This window comes from Micromonospora sp. MW-13 (assembly GCF_003434305.1).
GTDB lineage: Bacteria > Actinomycetota > Actinomycetes > Mycobacteriales > Micromonosporaceae > Micromonospora.
On record NZ_QKKX01000033.1, the window covers coordinates 48,912 to 69,253 of the forward strand.

A 20,342-nucleotide genomic window follows, 5' to 3' on the forward strand; every position below is an offset into this window, starting at 1 on the left:
CTCCTAACCGCCGGTCGTGACGAACAGTTTGTCGATGCCGCGCAGGAACAGACTGCCGCTGTAGACGGGCGTCTGGGTGATCCGCAGCTCGGGGAGGCGGGAGAAGAGCCGGGGCAGGGCCAGCCGGCCCTCCAGGCGGGACACCGCCGCGCCGAGGCAGAAGTGCAGGCCGACGCCGAAGGCCAGCGACGGTGGTCCGGCCCGGCGCGGGTCGAAGCGGTCGGGGTCGGGGAAGCGGGACGGGTCCCGGTTCGCGGCGGCGATCAGCAGCATCACGTTCTCGCCCTCGGCCACCGGGACGCCGTGCAGGACCGTGTCCCGGGGCGCGGCCCGGGCCAGGAAGTGCACGGGGCTCTGCATCCGCAGCACCTCGTCGACGCAGCCCCGGGTCAGCTCGTCGTCGCCGGGCAGGGCGGCGGTCACCTCGGGGTGGTCGAGCAGCAGCGGCAGTCCGTTGCTGAACATGTAGACGGTGGTGACGAAGCTGGCGTTGAAGAGCACGATCAGGTTGCTGATCAGCTCCTCCTCGGTGAGGTCCACGTCGCCGGAGTCGAGCGCCTCGACCAGGCCGCTGATCAGGTCCTCGCTGGGGGTGCGGCGGCGGTCGGCGATCAGCTCGCGGTAGTAGGCGCGCAGCTCGGCGGCGGCGGTGTTGGCCCTGGCCAGCCGCTCCGGGGTCGCCCCGGCCACGTCCAGGAAATCGTCGATCCAGTCCACCCGCTCTCGGTACCAGGCCAGGTCGGCCTCGGGCAGGCCGATGAACTCGGCCATCACCAGCGCGGGCATCGGGTACGCGAAGTCGGCCACGAAGTCGACCTCGGCCCCGCCGGCGCCGGCCTCGGCCATCCGGTCCAGCAGCGTGTCGGTCACCCGGGCGATCACCGGTTCCAGGGCACCCAGCCGGCGCGGGGTGAACGTCTTGGCGAACACCGCCCGCATCCGGGTGTGGTCCGGCGGGTTGATGAACATCATGGAGGACTCGAAGGTGCGCAGGATCTCGTGCTGCTCCCAGCCCGGCGGGGACTGCTTGCTCCACTCCGGATCGCGCAGCACCTGGTCGACCAGGTCGTACCCGCCGGCGACCGCGGTGACGCTGCTGTGCTCGGCGCGGTTCGGGATCTCATGGATGGGGCCCAGCTCGTGCAGGGCCGCGTAGAAGGGGTACGGGTCTTGCCGGCCCTGGTCGCTGTACAGGCCGGCGAGCAGCTCTTGGACGTCCATGGTGGTGCTTCCTCCCCAGGAATCAGCTGACGGGGCGGCGGGAGGATCACCCCCCGCCGCCCCGCCGGTGTCACAGACCGAGCAGGCGCAGCGGCACCGCGTCGGCGATCGCCTGGTTGCCCAGGTCGTTCGGGTGGATGTGGTCACCCGAGTCGTACGCCGGGAGCAGGCGGCTCGGCTGGGCCGGGTCGCGCAGCACCCGGTCGAAGTCGAGGACCCCGTCGAACTCCCGGCTGCCGCGCAGGTACGCGTTGACGGCCTGGCGGGTGGCCTCCTTCTCCGGCGTCCACACCCCCGCGACGCCATGCCCCTCGTACGGGGTCAGCGTGGCCACCAGGCTGGTCAGGCCGCGGGCCTTGACCTGCTGGTTGATCTGCCGCAGCGAGGCGATGATGCTCTCGGCGGAGTCGCCGGACATCCAGATGTCGTTGATGCCCAGGTGGGTGACGACGGTCTGGACGCCGGTCTGCGGGAAGACGTCCTCGTTGAGCCGGGCCAGGCCGTTGGGGCCCAGCTCGTAGTAGCCGGGGAAGCCGCCCGTGCCGGGCTCGGTGCCCTCGTGGTTGAGCCGGTTGCCGGCCAGGCTGAGGTTGAGCACGCCCGGGGTGCGCACCTCGGGACGGCCGTCGATCAGCCGGTCGGCGAGCAGGTCCGGCCAGCGCTTGTTGGCGTTGACCGAGCTGCCGTTGCCGTCGGCGATCGAGTCGCCGAGCACCACCACCGAGCCGGGGCTCTGCCGCCGCTGCACGTCCACCCCGGACAGGAACATCCAGCAGCAGTCGGGGCGGGTGGTGAAGCCGGCGCCCCCGGCGGCACCGGTGAGGTCGGTGGCGCCGATGAAGGTGGTCTGCCGGGACTGGCCGTGGAAGGTGACCGGCCCGGTCAGCACCGGGAAGTACAGCGTGACGACCAGGTCCTCCTGGTCACCGACCGGGAAGTCGATCGGGTCGCTGAGCAGCTCGGCGCCCCGGTTCATGGTGACCGACGCGGAACCGTTGAACTTCAGCTCCCGCACGCTGGCGGCGGTGACGTCCGACAGGTCCGTCGGGGTCGAGGTGTCCGGCCGGGCGACCGTGGCCCGGCCGACCTTCACGGCCTGCTCGCCGTAGACGTTGCTGAGTCGGATGCGCAGCCGCGGACCGCCCACGGTGGTGTGCACGATCATCCGGATGCTGTGGTTGTTCAGGCCGGTGTTGGTCAGGCCGGCCGAGTTGCCCCGGGTCACCGCGGCGGCCCAGCTACCCGCCCACACGGGGTCGCCGCGGCGCTCCCCGTTGTCCGGGCCGGCGGTGGCCACCACGGCCGGCGCTCCCACGACCAGTGCCGTGGCCACGGCGGCGATCATCTGCCACCTCTTCGGGGACCTTGTCAAGTGCCATCTCTTCGGGGTCGCCATTGAACCTCCATGTTGGCCCAGGGTCGTCCACTGACGACAGCCGCCTGGACGATGGTCCAGAAACCTAGCCGCGCCCCTGACAGGCGTCAATCAACCTGATCGACAAGATCAAATGACATCGAGGTGCGGCGGGACACCGATCGGCCCTGTGCCGGGCGGGTCCGCGCGGCCTAGGCTCGAAGTCGGCGGCGGCGCGGTCGCCGATGCGTCCCACCGTCGCCGCGTCCTGGCCCTGAGCTGCCCGGACGCCGCTCGCGGCCGGTCGTCGCGGGTGCCCCGCCGGGTCGCCACCGACCGCCGCCCAGAAGCTGATGGGGGCTGGCGATGACTGACGGTTCCGACCGACCGTCCACCTACGTGCACGAGGCGCTGGAGCTGTTCGCCGGCTTCGGTGACCGGGAGGCACTGGTGGGCGGCGGACGCCGATACTCCTATGTGGACGTCGCTGCCGAGGTCCGCGGCATGGCCGGCGCGCTCGCCCGGGGCGGGGTCCGGCCCGGCGGCGCGGTGCTGGTGATGCTCGGCAACGCGGTGGAGGGTCCGCTGCTTCAACTCGCCCTGCACCTGCTGGGCTGCCGGACGATGTGGATCGCCCCGGTCACCTCCCGCCGCGAGGTCGACGACTTCGTCCGGCTGTCGCGCCCCGAGGCGTTCGTCTACGACGCCCGCACCGGCGGCGGGTTGGGCGCGGAGATCGCCGCTGGGCTGGCCGGCGTACCGGTGCTCTGCCTCGGCCCGGGCGGCGCGGGCCCGGACCTGACCGCCGCCGACCGGGACGCGGCGGCCGGGCTGCCCGGCGACGTGCCGGAGCCGGAGTCGTTCCTCCAGACCAGCGGCACCACCGGCACCCCGAAGCTGGTGCACCACCGGGAGAGCTTCTACCGGCAGATCCTCGCCCTGGCCGCGGGCTTCCGCGCCGCCGGGGTCCCCCTGCTGCGGCACCTGTCCCACTCGCCGATGTGGCTGGCCAGCGGGCAGATCACCACGCTGGTCAACCTCTTCAGCGGGGGCGTGCTGTTCCTGCGCGAACAGTGGGACCCGGCGGCGTTCATCGCCACCGTCGGCCGGGAGCGGATCAACTCGACGTTCGTCACCCCGCCGATGCTCTACGAGGTGCTCGACCATCCCGACTGCGACGGCGCGGACTTCTCCGCGATGTTCATGTTCAACGTGGGCGCCGGGCCCGCCGCGCCCGCCCGGCTGCGGCAGGCGATCGCGCGCTTCGGCCCGTGCCTGCGCATCGTGTACGGCCTCAGCGAGGCCGTCGTGATCACCGCCCAGCCGGGGCTGACCGAGGACCCGGAGCACCCGGAGCGGCTGCGCTCCTGCGGGAAGCCGTACGGTGACGTGGCCGTGGAGATCCGGGACGCCGACGGAGCGGTGCTGCCGCCGGGCACCGACGGCGAGGTGTGGGTACGCACGAAACTGAGCTTCGTCGGCTACCACGGCCAGCCCGAGCTGACCGCCGACACCCTGGTCGACGGCTGGGTGCGTACCCGCGACATCGGCCACCTGGACGCCGACGGGTACCTCTACCTCGTCGACCGGCTCCAGGATCGGATCCTCACCCGGCAGCGGAGCTGGCCGATCTACTCCCGGCCGATCGAGGACGTGCTGGCCGGTCACCCGCAGGTGCGCGCCGCCGCCGTGATCGGGGTGCCCGACGAGGTGGCCGGCGAGCTGCCGCACGCGTACGTGGTGCCGGCGCCCGGGGCGACGGTGACCGGGGCGGAGCTGATCGAGCTGGTCACCGCCGAGCTGAGCGAGACGTGGGCGCCGGGTGCGGTGGAGTTCGTCGACGCGCTGCCGCTCAACCGCTCGGCGAAGGTGGACAAGCGGGCGCTGCGCGCCCGGTACGCCGCCGGCAGCCCCGCCGATCCCGTCGGCAGCCCCGCGTGACGACCGACGCCGCGCCCGAGCCCACGGTACGGGCCGACGCCGCACGGGAGGCGGACGTGCCGGACGACGCCGGACGACGGCCCGGGGTGAAGGGTCCCCGACCGCCCGAGGTGGTCGCCGCCCGGCGAGAGCTGATCACCCTGGTCGCCGCCGACCTGATCTCCAACCTGGGCAGCCGCATCTCGGTCATCGCCATCCCCTGGCTGGTGCTGACCACCACCGGCAGCCCGGCGAAGATGGGCATCGTCGCGGCGGCGGAGTTCCTGCCGTACATGCTCTCCAGCTCCCTGGCCACGCCGTGGGCGGACCGGTTCGGGGTACGACGTACCTCCATCTTCGTGGACGCCGCGAGCGCGGCGGCCATGGCGGTGGTGGCGATGACCCCGTTCCTCGGCTTCTGGGCGCTGGTCGCCCTGGTCGCGGTGGCCGGCGGGCTGCGGGGCATCGGCGACCGGGTCAAGCACGTGATGTTCCGGCCGGCGGCGCAGCGCGCCGGGGTGGAGCTGATCCGGCTCACCTCCGCCTACGACGGGCTGGCCCGGGGGGTCACCCTGTTCGGGGCGGTGATCGGCGGCCTGCTCATCGACTGGGTCGGGGTGACCCGGGCCATCTGGATCGACGCGGGCAGCTTCGCGCTCTGCGCGCTGCTGGTCGGGGTGCTCGTGCGCCCGCCGGCCGCCGACGCGCCGGCCGCGCCCCGGGAGAGCTACTTCCGGGCGCTGCGCACCGGCTTCGCCTACCTGCGCACCGACCGGGTGCTGCTGGCCATGCTGCTGGTGGTCTCCGCGCTGAACATGATGGCCGCCGCCAACACCGCCGTGTGGATCCCGGTCTGGATCCGCGACGTGCTCGGCGACCCGGCCGGCTTCGGCCTGGTGCTGGGCGTGTTCGGCGCCGGGGCGCTGCTGGGCAACGTGGCGTTCACGATGTTCGGCCCCCGGCTGCCCCGGACGCTCGTCTTCGCCGTCGGCGCGGCGCTCAGCGGCGCGCCCCGGCTGTTGACCATGGCGGTCACCGACCACCTGGTGGTGGTGCTGGTGGTGACGTTCCTGTCCGGGATCGGGATCGCCGCGGTCAACCCGCTGCTCGGCGCGGCGCTCTACGAACGGGTGCCGGACGCGTTGCAGACCCGGGTGCTCGGCATCGCCGGCTCGCTGGCGTTCGTCGGGCTGCCGGTCGGGGCGCTGCTGGGCGGCTGGTCGGTGGCCGCGCTGGGGCTCAAACCGGCGCTGCTGGTGATGGCGGTGGTGTGCGCCGCGTTGACCGTGGGGCCGCTGCTCGCCGGCCCGCTGCGGGCGGGCCGGTCACGGCCCCGGTCGGCCCCGGCGGTCTGACCGCCGGCTCCCGGGTCGGCTCGCCCCCGTCGGCTCGCCCCGGCCGGCGACGTGATCCTCGACGGTCGTAGTGTCGACGCCCGCCCGGGGGTCGGCTAGCGTGCCGATCATGCCGTCGAGCCTGACCGAAGCGACCGATCCACACTGTCTGCGCGCCGGGGAGAGCGCGCGGCTGTTGGCCGACCACCCGTGGCGGCGGTTCGTGGTGCTCGGCGACAGCGTCGCCGAGGGGCTGTGCGAGCCGGTCCACGGGTACCCGGACGTGCAGTGGGCCGACCGGATCGCCGCCGAGCTGGACGCGGTCCGGCCCGGGCTGGCGTACCGGAACCTGGGGCTGCGCGGGCTGCGGGCGCACGAGGTCCGCGCGGCGCAACTCGGCCCGGCGGTGGAGTTCGGCCCGGACCTGGCGCTCGTGGTGTGCGGGGGCAACGACGCGTTCCGCCAGGGGTACGACGCGGACGCCGTCGACGCCGAGCTGGCCGCGATCGTCGCCGGCCTCCGGGCGGCCGGGGCGGACGTGGTCACGGTGGGCATGTTCGACGTGTCGCACAGCCCGGCGGTGCCCGCGCGGCTGCGGGAGAGCCTGGGCGAGCGGATGCGCCGGCTGTCGGCGCACACCCGTGCGCTGGGCGAGCGGCTGGGCACCCTGCACGTGCACCTGACCGACCACCCGGCGGTGGCCGACCCGGGCCTGTACAGCGGCGACGGCCGGCACGGCAGCGCCCGCAGCGACGCCATCGCCGCCGCCGAGACCATCCGCCGCCTCGGCGCCCACCTGGCCGCGACCGCCCCGCGCTGAGGACGGCGCGACCGGTCCCCGCGCGGCACTCCGGGTGCGGTTGTTGTCTCGGGGCCGCAACAACCGCACCCGGAGCCGGTGGCGGTCCTCAGTCGGTGAGCAGGATGCCCGTGAGCAGCACGCCGCGGGCGAGGTTGAGCACGCTCTCGCAGCCGGGGAAGCCGACCCGGGCCAGGGCGCCGGAGCCCTGCCGGCCGAACAGGTACGGGGCGAGGCTGTACGGGACGTCGGTGGTGACCGTCTCCCCCGTCTCCATCCGGACGAAGTCCATCGCCACCCGGTCGGCCGGCATGTACTCCTGGAGGATGTAGCCGCCCTCGTCGATGGCGGCGCGCAGTCCCTCCTCCCAGGCCTGCGCGTCGGTCTCCCGGCCGAGGAGCACCCCGATGCCGGCGGAGCCGTCGGCGGGCTTGGCGACCAGGTCGTGCTGGTCGGCCAGGGCCCGGGGCAGCTCGGCGGCGGTGAGCGCGCTGGTGCGCGGGACGTACCGGCGGATCAGCGCCTGGTCGGCCTCGGGCAGGGTGTCGACATCCTCCCAGAGCCAGGCGAAGTTGATCTTGTTGCCGAGCAGCCAGGCGGCGGAGCTGACGAACATCGGCAGGGTGCCGGCCGCGAGGGCGCCGGCCACCGCGTCCAGGCCGGCGCTGGGGTGGACCCGGTTGGGCACGAAGAGCCGGAACAGGCCGTCCACCGGGGCTCCGTCGACGACGAGCCGGCCGTCCTCGTCCAGGGTCGACAACTTGAGCTGCGCGATGACCAGGTCGATGCCGAAGTGCCGGGCCCGGTCGGCCAGCGGGGAGAGGATCCTGATGAAGTCGTCCGGGGTCTCCAGGCCGGGGTAGTCGGCGTCGAAGTCCAGCAGCAGCGCCACCCGGGCCCCGTCGGCCAGGGCCAGCTCGTCCCGGATCGCCACGAACCGCTGGTCCAGCAGGGACGGGGCGGGCCGCACCGGCAGCCCGTCGAGGATGCCCTGGTCCTGGTAGATCTTCGCGTACCGGTAGACCACCGTGTCGGCGTCGAAGCCGCCGCCGAGGCTGCTGTCGATGTTGTACTCGACGAACTTCGGCACCCCGCCGGAGATCAGCACGTCCGGCCGGTACGCGGCCAGCAGCGCCTCGGACAGCTCCTCGTCCTCGTCGAGCAGCTTCGTCTCCTCCGCCGGCACGCCGAGCAGCCGGGTCAGCTCCCCGGCGGTGCGGGCGCGCCGCTGGCACGCCTCCAGGATGAGCTGGGCGAGCCGGTCGCAGACCTCGTTCAGCTCGCGGAAGGCGTCCGCCGGCATGACCGGCGGGCGGGCCAGCCGCCACGTCTGGTTGTACGTCGCGCAGCCGTAGAAGACCTCCTTCCAGGCGGCGGCACCGGCGGTCACCATCGCCGCGCGGGTCGACTCCGGCAGGTCGTTCCACGCCTGGTCCAGCCGGGGCCAGGGGTAGTTCGGATCGATCATCATCCGTCCTTCATGGTGAGTTGGATGGCGGCGGTGAGCTGCTCGCGGCCGGGTTGCACGGCCCGGTCCAGCGCCGGGGCGAAGGGCAGCACCGCGCCGTCGGGGCGGGTGACCCGCCGGGGCGGCGCGAGCAGCCGCACCCGTTCGACCACGGTCGCGATGATCTCCCCGGCGATGCCGCAGGACCGGTTGGAGTCGTCGACCACGACCAGCCGGCCGGTGCGGGCGACGGATTCGGTGAGCCCGTCCCAGTCGAACGGGTAGAGCGTGCGGGGGTCGAAGACCTCCACGGACACCTGGCCGGCCAGCTCGTCGGCGACCGCGAGCGCGTCGTGCACCAGGTGCCCCACCGCGACCACGGTGACGTCGGCACCGGGGCGGTGCACCCGCCCCTTGCCGATCGGCACCGGGGCCAGGGCGGCGAAGTCCACGTCGGCCCGCACGTCCATCGCCCCGGCCGGGGCGAACAGCACCACCGGGTCGACGTGCCGGATCGCCGAGACCAGCAGCCCGTACGCGTCGGCCGGGGTGGCCGGGACGAGGGTGGTCACCCCGACGTGGGCGAACAGGCTGTACGGGTGGTCGGAGTGCTGCCCCGCCCACCCCGTCCGCGAGCCGGAGCCCGGGACCAGGTAGGTCACCGGCACCGCGCACTGCCCACCGGTCATCAGCGGGAACTTGTGCGCGTGGTTGACGATCTGCTCGAAGACCAGGAACAGCAGGGACGGGATCTGGAACTCCACCACCGGGCGCAGCCCGGCCAGGGCCGCCCCGGTGGCGAAGCTGGTGAACGCCTGCTCCGACAGCGGGGTGTCCAGCACCCGCTCCGGCCCGAACTTCTTCAGCAGCCCGGCGGTGACGTTCGAGGCGGCCACCCGGATGTCCTCGCCGAGCAGGAAGACCGACTCGTCGCGGGCCATCTCGTCGGCGAGCGCCCGGGTGAGCGCCTTGCGGTACGACAGCCGTGGCATCAGCCACCTCCCGTCCGGGCGACCAGCCCGCTGGCGTACAGGTGCTCCAGCGCGCCGGCCGGGTCGGGCTCGGGGCTGGCCAGGGCGAACTCCACCGCCGCGGCGAGGACGGACTCGACCTCGGCGTCCACGGCGGCCCGGTCGGCGTCGCCGAGCCGTCCGCCCTGGATCTCGACCGGGTCCCGGGACCGGCCCCGGGCCACCTCCTCGGGCGCGCGGTAGTCGAGGCGTACCGCGTGTTCGAAGGTGTGGTGGGCGTCGAACCGGTAGGTGCGGGCCTCGATCAGCTCCGGCCCGCCGCCGGCGCGCATCCGGTCGACGGCGGCGGCCGTGACCTCGCGTACCGTCTCGGGGTCCTGGCCGTCGACGACGGCGGCCGGCATGCCGAACGCCTCGGCCCGGCCGCCGATGGTGCCGGCCACCGCGCCGTCGACGGGCATGGTGGTGGCGTAGCCGTTGTTCTCGCAGACGAACAGCACCGGCACCCGCCAGAGCGCGGCCAGGTTGAACGCCTCCAGCAGCATCCCCTCGTTGACCGCGCCGTCGCCGAAGAAGGTCGCCCCGACGACGTCGTCGCCGCGGCGCCGCCGGGCCCACACCGCTCCGGTGAGGATCGCCCCGGCGGCGCCGACGATGGCGTTGGCGCCGAGCACCCCGACGCCGAGGTCGGCGGCGTGCATGGAGCCGCCCCGGCCCCGGTTGAGCCCGGTGACCCGGCCCAGCAGCTCGGCGAGCATGCGGGCCGGGTCGGCACCCTTGGCGAGCACGTGGCCGTGCCCGCGGTGGGTGCCGGTCACCAGGTCGTCGGCGCGCAGCGCGGCGCAGACCCCGGCGGCGATCCCCTCCTGACCGAGGTACGGGTGGATGCCGCCGACGATCGCACCGGAGCGGACCAGCTCGATCGCCCGCTCCTCGAACCGGCGGATCAGCCGTACCGTCCGGTAGAGCCGGACGGGATCGGAACGGGTCACGCCGGGCGCCCCGCCTTGATCGCGTCGAGGATGTCGTCCCAGAGCTTCGCCCGGGCGGCCAGCGCCATGTTGACCGTGTCGGCGCACTCCTGCCACTTGGCGTCGTCGTCGCCGCACAGGTCGGCCAGCATCTGCATGGCCATCGGGGTGTGCTGCTCCCCGTCGACCTCGATGTGCCGCTCCAGGTAGTCGACGAACTTGTGCAGCTTCTGGCTGCGCTCGTTGACCGCGACGACCTGGGTGAACATGTCGGGGATCAGGTCCTCCCGGCCGAACGCGAACGCCGCCGCCTGGCAGTGCACCGGGGTCGAGTCGATGATCTTCCAGGTGGTGCCGGCGAACGCCGCGGACGGGGCGGGCACGCCGGCCCCCACCAGCGCCTCGGTCACCGACGTGCCGTCGCGCAGCAGGTCGATCAGGGCGTCCACGGCGGTGGTGGAGGCACCGGCCTCGGCCATGCCCTGCACGTACAGCTCGAAGTGGCTGATGTAGCCCTCGCCGAGTTCGTCGCTCTCCTCGACCATCACGATGTCGTTGATCAGCCGGCGGCTGCCGGTGGGCCCGGTGGGGATCCACGGCACCGTCACGCAGGTGAGCTGCCGCTGCAACGACTTCAGCAGGGACATGAAGTCCCAGACCGCGAAGACGTGGTGCTCCATGAAGGTGACCAGCGCCTCGTGGGTGTCCAGGTTCGCGTAGAGCGGGTGCTTGACCACCACGTCGCGGCGGTCGCTCACCGCCTGCTCCAGCCGCTCGATGCCCGGGTGCGTCTTGCCCCAGTCGTACCGTGACATTTGTTCAGCCTCCCTGTTGGGCGCGGTCGCGCCAGATGACCGGGCAGTATTCGGGGTCCGCGTAGTCCGGCCGCCCGTCGTCGGTGCGACGGACGAGCACGTCGTGGTTGTACGCGGCGAGGGCGCCGTCGGAGAGCGGGAACTCCCGGTAGGCGTTCGGGCCGTCCTGCAGGTGCAGCGAGATGGCCCGGCGGGGACGGCCACTGACGTTCGCGCCGCTGCCGTGGTAGGTGCGGCAGTGGTGGAAGCTCACATGTCCCTTGGGGATCACCATGGGGACCTTGCGGATCTCCGCCCCGTTGTGGGCGGCGTTCTCGGCCAGCATCTCCTCGAGCTGGCTGCGGTCGCGCTCGGCGAAGTGCCGCACGACGGTGTCGTCGGCGCCGATCTCCTTCCACCGGTGCGACCCGTCGACCATGGTGATGGTGCCCATCTCCTCGCCGCAGTCGTGGAACGGGATGAACGCGGTGAGCATCTCCTCCGACGACGAGGACGACCAGTAGTGCTTGTCGAAGTGCCAGGGCACGATGTTCGACGGCTCGCCGGAGATCGGCGGCTTGTAGATCAGCGTGGACTGGAACACCCGGATCTCGTCGGCCCTGGCCAGCCGGGCGGCGACCGCGCCGAGCAGCGGCTTGCGCAGGATCGCGGCGATCCCGTCGTGCTCGTAGTGGACGTAGTCGTTGTGCCGCTGCACCGGGCCCTTCGACGGGTCCCAGTACGCCAGCTTCGGCGGGCGCACCGGCAGGGTGCGGTCCCGCTCGCCGTCGTAGTAGCGGTCGGTGGCCGCCACCAGGGCGTCCACCTCGTCGTCGGTGAACACCTTCTTCGACAGGTACCAGCCGTGCTCGGCGAAGAACCGCACGTCCTCCTCGGACGGCAGCAGCGCCTCCTCCTCGGCGGTCAACGCCGGCTGAAGGTCGACGGTCGTCACGCTCCCACCCCCTGTGCTGTCGCCGTGGCGGCCAGCTCTCGTTCCTTGGCCTCGTAGAGGGCCTTGATGTTGCCGCTGCCGAAGGTCAGCGCCCCACGCCGCTCGATCAGTTCGAGGAAGAGCGTGCGGCGCACGTGCATGGATTCGGTGAAGATCTGCAGGAGCTGGCCGCCGTGGTCGCGGTCGACCAGGATGCTCAGCTCGCGCAGCCGGTCCAGCGGCGCGTCGACCGGGCCGACCCGCCGTTCCAGGTCGTCGTAGTAGGCGCCGGGGGTGCCGGCGAAGCGGACCCCCCGCCCGCGCAGGGTGCCGACCGCCGTGACGATGTCGTCGGTGCGCAGCCCCAGGTGCTGCACCCCGGCCCCGGCGTGCTCGGCGAGGAACGCGTCGATCTGCCCCGGCCGGTGACTGCGGTCCGGCTCCAGCAGCACCAGGGTGACCTGCCCGGACGGGCTCTGTACCACCGTGGAGTTCATCGCCTGGCCGGCGACCTCGACGTGCTCGGTGAAGATCTGCGCGAAGCCGAAGACCCGCTCGTAGTGGGCGACGGTCTCCGCGAGCTGCCCCGGCGGCACGCAGATGGCCAGGTGGTCGATCTCGGCGAGCAGGCCGTCGTCCCCGCCGGTCGGCGGGTCCATCTCGATGGCCCCGGGCAGGAACTCGCGCCGGTCGCCCCGGCGCTGCACCAGCCGGTGCAGCACGTCGCCGAAGCCCCCCACCTCGGCGGTCACCACCTCGGCGTCCGCGCCGGTGAAGGTGGTCGGTGGGGTCACCGGCGTCGCCCCACGGGCCACCAGCTCGGCGTACGCCCCGGCGGCGTCGTCGACCTCCAGCGCCACCACCGCGATGCCGTCGCCGTGCCGCTGCACGTACGTCGATGCCGGGTGCTGCGCGGTCAGCCCGGAGGTGAGCACCATCCGGATGTCGGCCTGGCCCAGCAGCAGCGAGCGCTGCCCGGCCAGCCCGGTCTCCGGGCCGCCCTGCCCGCGCAGCCGGAACCCGACGGCGGTGCCGAAGTAGAAGGCGGCCTGCCGGGCGTCCCCCACGTAGAGTTCGATGTGATCTATAGAACGGATGTCCATTTTCCAGCCCTTCCCCATGTCCCCCCGTGACTGCCGCCCGGGCGGCGCACCGCCCGGAGTGGAACGAGCGATCACCTCCCCGGGCCGGCGACGCGCGCACCCGCACCGGTGCCGCGTCGCAGTAGCAGGCTGACGTTCTGGCCGCCGAACCCGAACGAGTTGGTCAGCGCGTGCTCCGGGGCGGCCACCCTCGGTTCCTTGCTGATGTGGTCGGCGGGGCAGGCCGGGTCCGGGTCGTCGAGGTTCCAGGTCGGGGGCAGCAGCCCCCGACCCAGCGCCAGCGCCGTGGCCGCGGCCTCCAGCACGCCGGACGCGCCGAGCAGGTGCCCGGTGAGCGCCTTGGTGGAGCTGACCGGCACCCCGCCGTCGCCGAACACCGCGGTCAGCGCGGCGGTCTCGGCGATGTCGCCGAGCTTGGTGGCCGTGCCGTGCGCGTTGACGTAGCCGATGTCGCCGGCCGTCACGCCCCCGCTGGCCAGGGCGCGGCGCATGCACTCCGCCGCCCCGGACCCGTCCGGCCGGGGCGCGGTCGGGTGGTACGCGTCGGTGTTCGCCCCGTAGCCGGCCACCTCGGCGTACCCGGTGACGCCCCGGGCGGCGGCGTGCTCGGCGCGTTCCAGCACCAGCAGCGCCGCCCCCTCGGCGAGCACGAAGCCGTTGCGCCGGGCGTCGAACGGCCGGCTCGCCTCGGCCGGGTCGGCCCAGCCCCGCGCCAGCGCCCGGGCGTTGCCGAAGGTGTCGGCGAAGGTGGGGAACAGCGGGGCCTCGCTGGCCCCGCAGACCACCACGTCGGCCTCCCCGGCCCGGATCAGCCGGACCGCGTCGGCCACCGACTGCGCGCCGGAGGCGCAGGCGGTGCCGACCGACGAGCTGTAGCCCCGGATGCCGTGGGCGATGGCGATCCGCGCCGCCGGCATGTTCGGCAGGATCCCGGTGAGCAGGTACGGGCTGACCGCCGCCCGCCCCCGGGCGGCCCGGGCCAGCACCTGGTTCTCCAGGGTGGACATCCCGCCGACCCCGCCGACGATCACCCCGATCCGGTCGGGGTCGACGTCGCGGCCCACCTCGATGCCGGCGTCGGCGAGCGCGTCGGCGGCGGCGAGCAGGGCGAGCACCACGATCCGGTCGAGCACCCGGGTCTCCGGGCCGGACGCCACCGTGCGCGGGTCGATGTCCGGCAGCAGCCCGGCCGCCTCCAGGGACTCTCGGGCGGGGTGGTCGTCGGCCGGGCGGGTCAGCCCGGACCGGCCGGTGAGCAGGGCGTCGAAGGTCTCCGCGACGCCCCGGCCGACCGGCGTGAACAGGCCCATCCCGGTGATGACGGCGGTCATGACGGTGACTCGGTCAGGTAGCGCTCACGAAGCGCGACCTTGCGCACCTTGCCGGTCACGGTGACCGGGATGTCCTCCGAGCGCACCGGCACCACCCGGCGCAGGGTGGCCCCGACGTCGGAGCCCAGCGCGGCGCGCACCGCGTCGGTGCGGTCGGCGTCCGGGTCGGCCCCGGCGGCCAGCTCCAGCAGCACGTCGGTGACGACCCGGTCGGCCTCGGCGACGATGACCACGGTGCAGTCGGTGACGTCGGGGCAGGCGGCGAGGACCCGCTCCTCGGACAGCGCGGTGAAGAACCGTCGACCGTCACCGACCTCGACGGAGTCGACCGCCCGGTCCATGTGGTAGTACCGGCCCTCGTCGTCGGCGTACACCAGGTCGCCGGTGAGGTACCAGCCGCGCAGCCGGAACCGGTACGTGGTGGCCGAGTCGTTCCAGTAGCCCCGGAACAGCGACGGTGAGTCGATGCCGAGGAAGCCGACCTGGCCCGGGGGCAGCTCGTTGCCCTCGGCGTCGAGCACCGCGACCTTGGTGAACCGGTACGGGCGGCCCACGCAGCGGCCGTACTGGTTCGTCTCGCGGGTGTGGGTGATGTGGAACATCGAGTGGCCCATCTCGCTGGAGCCGAGGCCGTCGATGAAGACGGACCCGGGCACCCGGGTCACCCCGTGGCGGGTGACGGTGTCCCGGGAGCCGACCGCGACGAGCCGACGCACGTGCGGCTCGTGCGAGCAGTCGCCGGTGTTGAACCACAGCCGCACCGAGTCCAGGTCGTAACCGGACAGGTCGAACCGGGCCAGCTCCGCCCAGGTGACGGAGAACCCGAACACCCCGTCCGGCCGCCACCGCTGGATGGCGTCGAGCACCCGCTCCCCGCCCTGCTCGGACAGCAGGAACATCTCCGCCCGGTTGCCCAGCGCCTGGTTGACCATCAGCACGGTCGCGGTGTGCGGGGCGGGCAGCGCGTTGAGGATGCGGCCGGTGCCCTGCGCCTGCGGCATGGACAGCAGGTGCCGGGTGGCGGCGAACAGGCTGCTGTGCGAGTGCAGCACCGCCTTCGGCACGCCGGTGGTGCCGGAGGTGTGGGTGATGACGACCGGGTCGTCCTGGTGGTGCCGGTAGTGGGCCGGGGCGGCGGTTGGGTCGCCGGCGCCGGCCTCGGCGGGGGTGCCGAGCAGCGGCGCGCCGAGGTCGTGGCCGGCCAGCAGCTCGGTGTGCGCGGCGTCGGCGAGCACGCCCGCGCCGCGCAGCCGGCGGATGTACTCGGCGGCGATCTCCGGGCGCAGCCTGCCGTTCATCAGCGCCGGGATCGCGCCGAGCCGGGCCAGCGCCAGGAAGCTGAGCACCATGTCGGCGGCGGCGGTGGCCCAGACGGCGACCGGGTCGCGCGGCTTGACGCCCCGGGCGTGCAGCCAGGCGGCCCGGGCGGCGACCCGCTCGTCGAGCTGCCCCAGCGTCAGCGGGTGCTCGGCCGGGTGAGCGTCGACCGGCGTGTCGAAGGTCAGCCCCGGGCCGTCCGGGTCGGCGCCGTGCGCCAGCACCCGGGCCAGCACGTTGCCGGCGCCCAGTTCGGTGTCGGCGGCCAGCACGCCGCGCAGTCCCCTGGTCCTCATCGTGTGTCTCCTCCCCCCAGCAGCACCGCGACGGCCCGGGTCCCGGGCGCCCCGCCCGGCTCCCCGGCCCGGACGCCCGCACCGGCGTCGTCGGCTGCCTGCTCGATCATGATCAACAAGGTCTCGTCGGCGTCGCCGTCGTGGCACAGCAGTTCCGCCTCGGCCGTGCCCTCGGCCAGCGGGTCCCCGGTCGGAGCCACGCAGACCACCGGGCCGCCCAGCCCCCAGCGCGCGGCGACGTGGCCGGCGACGCTGTTCGGCACGGACTGGAAGAAGAACAGCGGCCCGGGTCGCCCGCCCGCGGCGACCGTGGCGTGCACCTGCTCGGCGCTGGCCCGGTCCCCCGCGGCGCTGACCAGCACCACGGCGGTCCGGACGCCGACCGGCTCCGGGGCCGGCCGCTCGCCGTGCCGCCGGGTGAGGCACCGGTCGGCGACGGCCGCCACGACCGGGCTGAACGCCGAGTGCACGAACCCGGGCAGGGCCGGCGGCGCGCCGTCGCCCGGCTCGGGCCAGCGGGCCTGCGCGAGCACCCGCAGGCCGGCGGCGGTCGCACCCGCGCCGGCCCGGTCGGGCTCCCCGGTCACGCCGCACCCACCAGCAGCGCGGTGTTGGCGCCGCCGAACGCGGAGTTGAGGCTCAGCGCGTAGCCGGTGGCGGCCGGGCGCGGCGCGTCGCGGATGACGTCCAGCGGACACGCCTCGTCCGGGCCGAGCCAGCCGGCGTTGACCGGCAGCTTCCCGTGCCGCACCGCGAGCACGGTCACCACCAGCTCCAGCAGCCCGGACGCCTCCAGCGCGTGCCCGTGCAGCGCCTTCGTGGAGCTGACCGGCACCCGGCCGGCGTGCTCGCCCCAGGCCAGCCGCAGGGCCGCCGCCTCGGCGGCGTCGCTGTATCCGGTTCCGGTGGCGTTGGCGTTGACGTACCCGATCTGCTCCGGGTCGAGCCCGGCCCGGCGCAGGGCCGCGCCGACCGCCCGGGCCAGCCCGCGCCCCTGCGGGTCGGGCTGGCAGGGGTGGTGGGCGTCGCCGGCCCGTCCCCAGCCGAGCACCGCGGCCAGCGTCGGCGCGTCCCGCCGCCGGGCCGCCTCGGCCGACTCCAGCACCACGGCGGCCACCCCGTCGCCGAGCAGCAGCCCGCGCCGGCCGGCGCTGAACGGGCGCACCGCGCCGTCGGTCGCCAGCGCCCGGCCGGCGTCGAACAGCGCGTACTGGTCGGGCTCGACCAGGTAGCCGGCGGCGACGACGACCCGGTCGACGTCGCCTCGGCCGATCAGCGCGGCGGCGTCGGCCACCGCCGTGGACGCCGACACGCAGGCGCTGGTGTAGACCCGGGGGGCGCCTGCCAGTCCGCACCGGCGGGCCAGTTCCCCGGCCAGCGCCGGCACGCCCGCCCCGCCGTGCGCGGCGAGCAGCAGCGGCGCGCCGGCCCGGGCACCGGCGTCGAGCCGGGCCGCCGCGCAGGCGACGTCCACCGCCTCGGCCAGTTCGTCGGGCAGGGCGCCGGTCTCCGGCAGGGTGGCCGCCACCCCGACCCGGCGGGCCGTGGTGTCGAAGCGGCCGACCGGCCGGAACGCCGGGGTGCCGGCGAGCACCCCGGCGAGTTGCGCCTCGGCTCCCCTGCCGAGCGCGCTGAGCGCGTGGACGCCGGTGATCCGTACGCCGGGCCGCTCAGCCATCTGCGGGAGCGGTCAGGCAGGTGTGGAACACCGCCAGGGCGTCGTCGACCGTCCGGATGCCGGCGAGCTGGTCGTCGGTGAGGTCGAGTTGGCGGTCGTAGCGCTGCTCGACGAGGTGGACCAGCCAGGCGAGTTCCATCGAGCCCACCCGGTCGGACACCTGGTCGACCGGTTTCGCGCTCATCTCGGCGAGCATCGTCAGCAGGTCAGCTCGCCCCAGGTCGGGCTGACCGGACATCAGGAGTTGCCGTCGGCCGACGCGGCGACGCGGTCGGCGATCATCGTGGTGAACTCGCCGACCGTCATCAGGGCCAGCTTCTCGGACTCGTCGTCGGCGAACTTCAGGCCGTAGCGGTCCTCGACCCGCACGGCCAGGTCGGCCAGGGCCAGCGACTCCAGGTCGACGCCGGCGGGGCCGAGGGTGGTGTCGTCGTCGATGTCGTCGACGTCGTAGTTCATGTCGGTGAGCTGCTCGATGACGAAGGCACGGACCTCGTCGCGCATGGTTAACCTCTTTCCGTGAGCCAGTCAGCGGTGCCCGGTCGGGACACCGTGTACGTGTGGTTCGGCCGTACCACCGGCGGTCGGCCGGAGGCGGCCCGGCGGCTGTTGCGGCGCGTGGGTGGCACGCTGCTCGGCCGGGCGGAGGCGGAGATCCGGGTGGGGCGCGACGCCGCAGGGCGGCCGTTCGTCCGCGCCGGTGACGCGGCCGAACTGCCGGTCAGCGTGAGTCACGCCGGCGACGCCGTGGTGGTCGCTGCCCGCCGCGCGGGCCCGGTCGGGATCGACGTGGAGGCCCGCCGGGAGCTGCCCGCGGTGGCACTGGCCCGTCGCTGGTACGCCCCGGCGGAGGCCGCCTGGCTGGCCGGCCGGCCCGCCGAGCGGCGCGCCGAGGCGTTCCTGCTGCTCTGGACGGCCAAGGAGGCGGTCGGCAAGGCGCTCGGCCGGGGGCTGCGCGACGGCGGCCTGGGCCGGCCGATGCCCCTGCCCGGCGGGCCGGGCGAACTGCTGCGCCCGGTTCCCGGGCCGGGCGGGCTGCGGGTCGGCCATCCCCGGCTGGCCGGCGACACCGCCGGTGACCCGGCCGGCGGCGCGTCCCGGACCGGCGGCCCGACGCTGTTCGACGCCGCGGCGGGGCGCGGCGCTCTGCTGCTGGCGGTGGCGGTCGACGGGCCGGTCGACGGGGTCGAGATCATCACGGACTGATTGATCAGTCAGGGTCGGGGACGCGACGGCGGGCCGCCGGAGCGGGCCGGTCACGGCGTCGCCGCCCGCAGCGCCTGGGTCGAACGGACCAGCTTGCCCGTGGTGGTGCGGGGCAGCCGGTCGAGCAGGTGCAGGGTGCGGGGCCGCTTGTAGCCCGCGAGCCGCTCGGCGATCAGCCTCTCCAGCACCTCCTCCGACAGCGGCCCGTCCGGCTGCACGTACGCGGTGATGCCGTCGTCGTAGACCACCACGGCGGCGTCGACCCCGGGCAGCCCGGCGAGGGTCGCCTCGACCTCGGTGAGGTCGACCTTCATCCCACCGACGGACACCTGGGAGTCGAGCCGGCCGCGCACGGTCACCAGGCCGGTGTCCGGATCGACGGTGCCGGCGTCGCGGGTGTGCAGCCAGCCGTCGGACCAGCGGTCCGGGTCGGAGAGCCCGACGTAGGGCGACTCCGCGCAGCTCACCCACAGCTCGCCGGCGGCGGACTCACGCACCTCGATGCCGGGGGCGGGGACGATCGACGGGCGGTGCCGCCCGTGCAGATCGGTGCCGATCACCCCGACCTCGGTCATCCCGTACATGTTGCCCAGCGGCACCCCGAACCGGTCGGTGAACGCGGCGGCGACGGCGGCCGGGACCAGCTCGCCGCCGGTGGTCATCCGCTTGAGCTGCGGCAGCGGCCCGGTCCGCCGGGTGGAGGCCAGCAGTCCGATGTGGAACGGGACGCCGAGCACGGTGGCGGGGCTGTCGTCGGCGGCGACGGCGGCGAGCACCGCGTCGCCGCTGAGCCGGGCCGGCGGGACCAGCGTGATCCGGGCGTGCAGGCCGTAGAGCAGTCCGCCGACGAGGCCCAGCACGTGCACCATGGACGGCAGCAGGATGATCCGCTCCCCGGGCAGCGCGACCCCGTCGATCCGGGTGTAGCGGCGCACCTCGGCGACGAGCGAGGCGGCGTGGCGGCCGATCACCTTGGACGGTCCGGTGGAGCCGGAGCTGAGCTGGATCACCGCGTGCGGGCTGCCGGCCGGCCGGTCCGAGTAGGGGGTCACGCCCTCGGTCACGTCGACGAAGATCTTCAGCGCGCCGGCGCCGCTGCGCACCGGGGTCACCACGACCTGCGGGGTGAGCCGCTCCAGGGCGCGCTCCACCTCGTGGTCGGTGAGCCGATGGTCCAGCAGGATGGCCTGCGCGCCGCTGCGCCAGGTGGCCAACAGGTTCACCACGTACGCCAGCGACGGCGGCAGGCGCAGCGCGGCGGCCCCGCCGGGACGCAGCCCGGCCCCGGCGAGCCGGGCCTGGGCCTCGCCGACCAGCCGGCGCAGGGTGCCCCGGTCCACCGGGTCGGGCAGCCGGAAACAAACGTCGGTCGACGGGCCGGCCAACAACACTTCGTCAACCCAGGCAGCGTCGTCTACTGTAGATTCTTCTGCCGAACGATCCATACTCACTGTGGTCTACCGCCCAGCATCGAAAAGGGCACAACGGCCCAATGTGGTGCGTCTTTCGGGGTGCTGACGGAACACTACGGCAGCCGCCGAGACCATTACTAGATGCGAATGGCTAGATCAAAAAGGTCGGCCGGCCCGATTGCCGGTCGGCCGGTTCGGGGGGCAGGATCGGCCGCGACACGGCGGCCGGCGGCAGCCTGCCCGCGTACGCCCAG

At 74.1% G+C, this 20,342-nt stretch carries 19 protein-coding genes; 4 read left to right on the plus strand and 15 right to left on the minus strand.

The genetic code is table 11. The features are described 5' to 3' along the window. Positions 1-3: 3 nt before the first annotated feature. Complete coding sequence (locus C5N14_RS17645) at positions 4-1,221, minus strand: cytochrome P450 (RefSeq protein ID WP_117669201.1); 1,218 nt, start codon at positions 1,219-1,221, stop codon at positions 4-6. Between the two features lie 70 nt (positions 1,222-1,291). Then, positions 1,292-2,563 carry an SGNH/GDSL hydrolase family protein gene (locus C5N14_RS17650; protein ID WP_117669310.1) on the minus strand — a complete coding sequence of 424 codons (1,272 nt, stop codon included), beginning with the start codon at positions 2,561-2,563 and terminating at the stop codon, positions 1,292-1,294. A gap of 378 nt (positions 2,564-2,941) precedes the next feature. Here C5N14_RS17650 and C5N14_RS17655 point away from each other — a divergent pair, with 378 nt between their 5' ends. The 3 genes from C5N14_RS17655 (at position 2,942) to C5N14_RS17665 (ending at position 6,649) form a co-directional block, all read left to right on the plus strand. Next, entirely contained in the window at positions 2,942-4,516 is a 1,575-nt protein-coding gene (locus C5N14_RS17655; protein ID WP_117669202.1) for an AMP-binding protein, read from the plus strand. A gap of 110 nt (positions 4,517-4,626) precedes the next feature. Continuing rightward, positions 4,627-5,850: an MFS transporter gene (locus C5N14_RS17660; RefSeq protein ID WP_117669311.1), complete on the plus strand. Its 1,224-nt coding sequence runs from the start codon at positions 4,627-4,629 to the stop codon at positions 5,848-5,850. 109 nt (positions 5,851-5,959) lie between these two features. Further along, positions 5,960-6,649, plus strand: a complete 690-nt coding sequence (locus C5N14_RS17665; protein ID WP_117669312.1) for an SGNH/GDSL hydrolase family protein — start codon at positions 5,960-5,962, stop codon at positions 6,647-6,649. A gap of 88 nt (positions 6,650-6,737) precedes the next feature. On the opposite strand, the gene C5N14_RS17670 is transcribed toward C5N14_RS17665, so the two are convergent. The 12 genes from C5N14_RS17670 to C5N14_RS17725 all read right to left on the minus strand — a co-directional run bounded on the left by C5N14_RS17670 (position 6,738) and on the right by C5N14_RS17725 (position 17,974). Then, positions 6,738-8,096 (minus strand): hypothetical protein, encoded by a 1,359-nt coding sequence (locus C5N14_RS17670; RefSeq protein ID WP_165878146.1) that lies wholly within the window; start codon positions 8,094-8,096, stop codon positions 6,738-6,740. Next, the gene (locus tag C5N14_RS17675) at positions 8,096-9,067 is read right to left on the minus strand and encodes an alpha-ketoacid dehydrogenase subunit beta (protein WP_117669203.1); all 972 of its coding nucleotides are present in this window, start codon (positions 9,065-9,067) and stop codon (positions 8,096-8,098) included. The genes C5N14_RS17670 and C5N14_RS17675 overlap by 1 nt, the downstream gene beginning before the upstream one ends. Further along, positions 9,067-10,038 carry a thiamine pyrophosphate-dependent dehydrogenase E1 component subunit alpha gene (locus C5N14_RS17680; RefSeq protein WP_117669204.1) on the minus strand — a complete coding sequence of 324 codons (972 nt, stop codon included), beginning with the start codon at positions 10,036-10,038 and terminating at the stop codon, positions 9,067-9,069. The genes C5N14_RS17675 and C5N14_RS17680 overlap by 1 nt, the downstream gene beginning before the upstream one ends. After that, positions 10,035-10,832, minus strand: a complete 798-nt coding sequence (locus C5N14_RS17685) for a DUF3050 domain-containing protein (protein ID WP_117669205.1) — start codon at positions 10,830-10,832, stop codon at positions 10,035-10,037. Before C5N14_RS17685 ends, C5N14_RS17680 begins: the two co-directional genes overlap by 4 nt. Positions 10,833-10,836: 4 nt before the next feature. Continuing rightward, positions 10,837-11,766 carry a phytanoyl-CoA dioxygenase family protein gene (locus tag C5N14_RS17690; protein WP_117669206.1) on the minus strand — a complete coding sequence of 310 codons (930 nt, stop codon included), beginning with the start codon at positions 11,764-11,766 and terminating at the stop codon, positions 10,837-10,839. Then, positions 11,763-12,848 carry a 4-hydroxyphenylpyruvate dioxygenase gene (gene hppD / locus C5N14_RS17695; RefSeq protein ID WP_117669207.1) on the minus strand — a complete coding sequence of 362 codons (1,086 nt, stop codon included), beginning with the start codon at positions 12,846-12,848 and terminating at the stop codon, positions 11,763-11,765. Before hppD ends, C5N14_RS17690 begins: the two co-directional genes overlap by 4 nt. A 71-nt stretch (positions 12,849-12,919) precedes the next feature. Continuing rightward, positions 12,920-14,179 (minus strand): beta-ketoacyl synthase, encoded by a 1,260-nt coding sequence (locus C5N14_RS17700; RefSeq protein WP_117669208.1) that lies wholly within the window; start codon positions 14,177-14,179, stop codon positions 12,920-12,922. After that, a complete protein-coding gene (locus tag C5N14_RS17705; RefSeq protein WP_117669209.1) occupies positions 14,176-15,792 on the minus strand; it encodes a class I adenylate-forming enzyme family protein in 1,617 nt (538 codons plus the stop codon). The genes C5N14_RS17700 and C5N14_RS17705 overlap by 4 nt, the downstream gene beginning before the upstream one ends. Next, the gene (locus C5N14_RS17710; RefSeq protein ID WP_243639713.1) at positions 15,789-16,379 is read right to left on the minus strand and encodes a beta-ketoacyl synthase chain length factor; all 591 of its coding nucleotides are present in this window, start codon (positions 16,377-16,379) and stop codon (positions 15,789-15,791) included. Before C5N14_RS17710 ends, C5N14_RS17705 begins: the two co-directional genes overlap by 4 nt. Next, positions 16,376-17,470 (minus strand): beta-ketoacyl synthase, encoded by a 1,095-nt coding sequence (locus tag C5N14_RS17715; protein ID WP_117669210.1) that lies wholly within the window; start codon positions 17,468-17,470, stop codon positions 16,376-16,378. The genes C5N14_RS17710 and C5N14_RS17715 overlap by 4 nt, the downstream gene beginning before the upstream one ends. Then, the gene (locus tag C5N14_RS17720; RefSeq protein ID WP_117669211.1) at positions 17,463-17,708 is read right to left on the minus strand and encodes an acyl carrier protein; all 246 of its coding nucleotides are present in this window, start codon (positions 17,706-17,708) and stop codon (positions 17,463-17,465) included. Before C5N14_RS17720 ends, C5N14_RS17715 begins: the two co-directional genes overlap by 8 nt. Beyond that, positions 17,708-17,974, minus strand: coding sequence for a phosphopantetheine-binding protein (locus C5N14_RS17725; RefSeq protein ID WP_117669212.1), 267 nt, complete (start codon positions 17,972-17,974; stop codon positions 17,708-17,710). Before C5N14_RS17725 ends, C5N14_RS17720 begins: the two co-directional genes overlap by 1 nt. 15 nt (positions 17,975-17,989) lie before the next feature. On the opposite strand from C5N14_RS17725, the gene C5N14_RS17730 reads away from it, so the two are divergent. Further along, a complete protein-coding gene (locus C5N14_RS17730; protein ID WP_117669213.1) occupies positions 17,990-18,676 on the plus strand; it encodes a 4'-phosphopantetheinyl transferase superfamily protein in 687 nt (228 codons plus the stop codon). A 50-nt stretch (positions 18,677-18,726) separates the two neighbouring features. Here C5N14_RS17730 and C5N14_RS17735 read toward each other — a convergent pair whose 3' ends face one another. Then, the gene (locus C5N14_RS17735; RefSeq protein ID WP_371685861.1) at positions 18,727-20,121 is read right to left on the minus strand and encodes a class I adenylate-forming enzyme family protein; all 1,395 of its coding nucleotides are present in this window, start codon (positions 20,119-20,121) and stop codon (positions 18,727-18,729) included. Positions 20,122-20,342 lie beyond the last annotated feature (221 nt).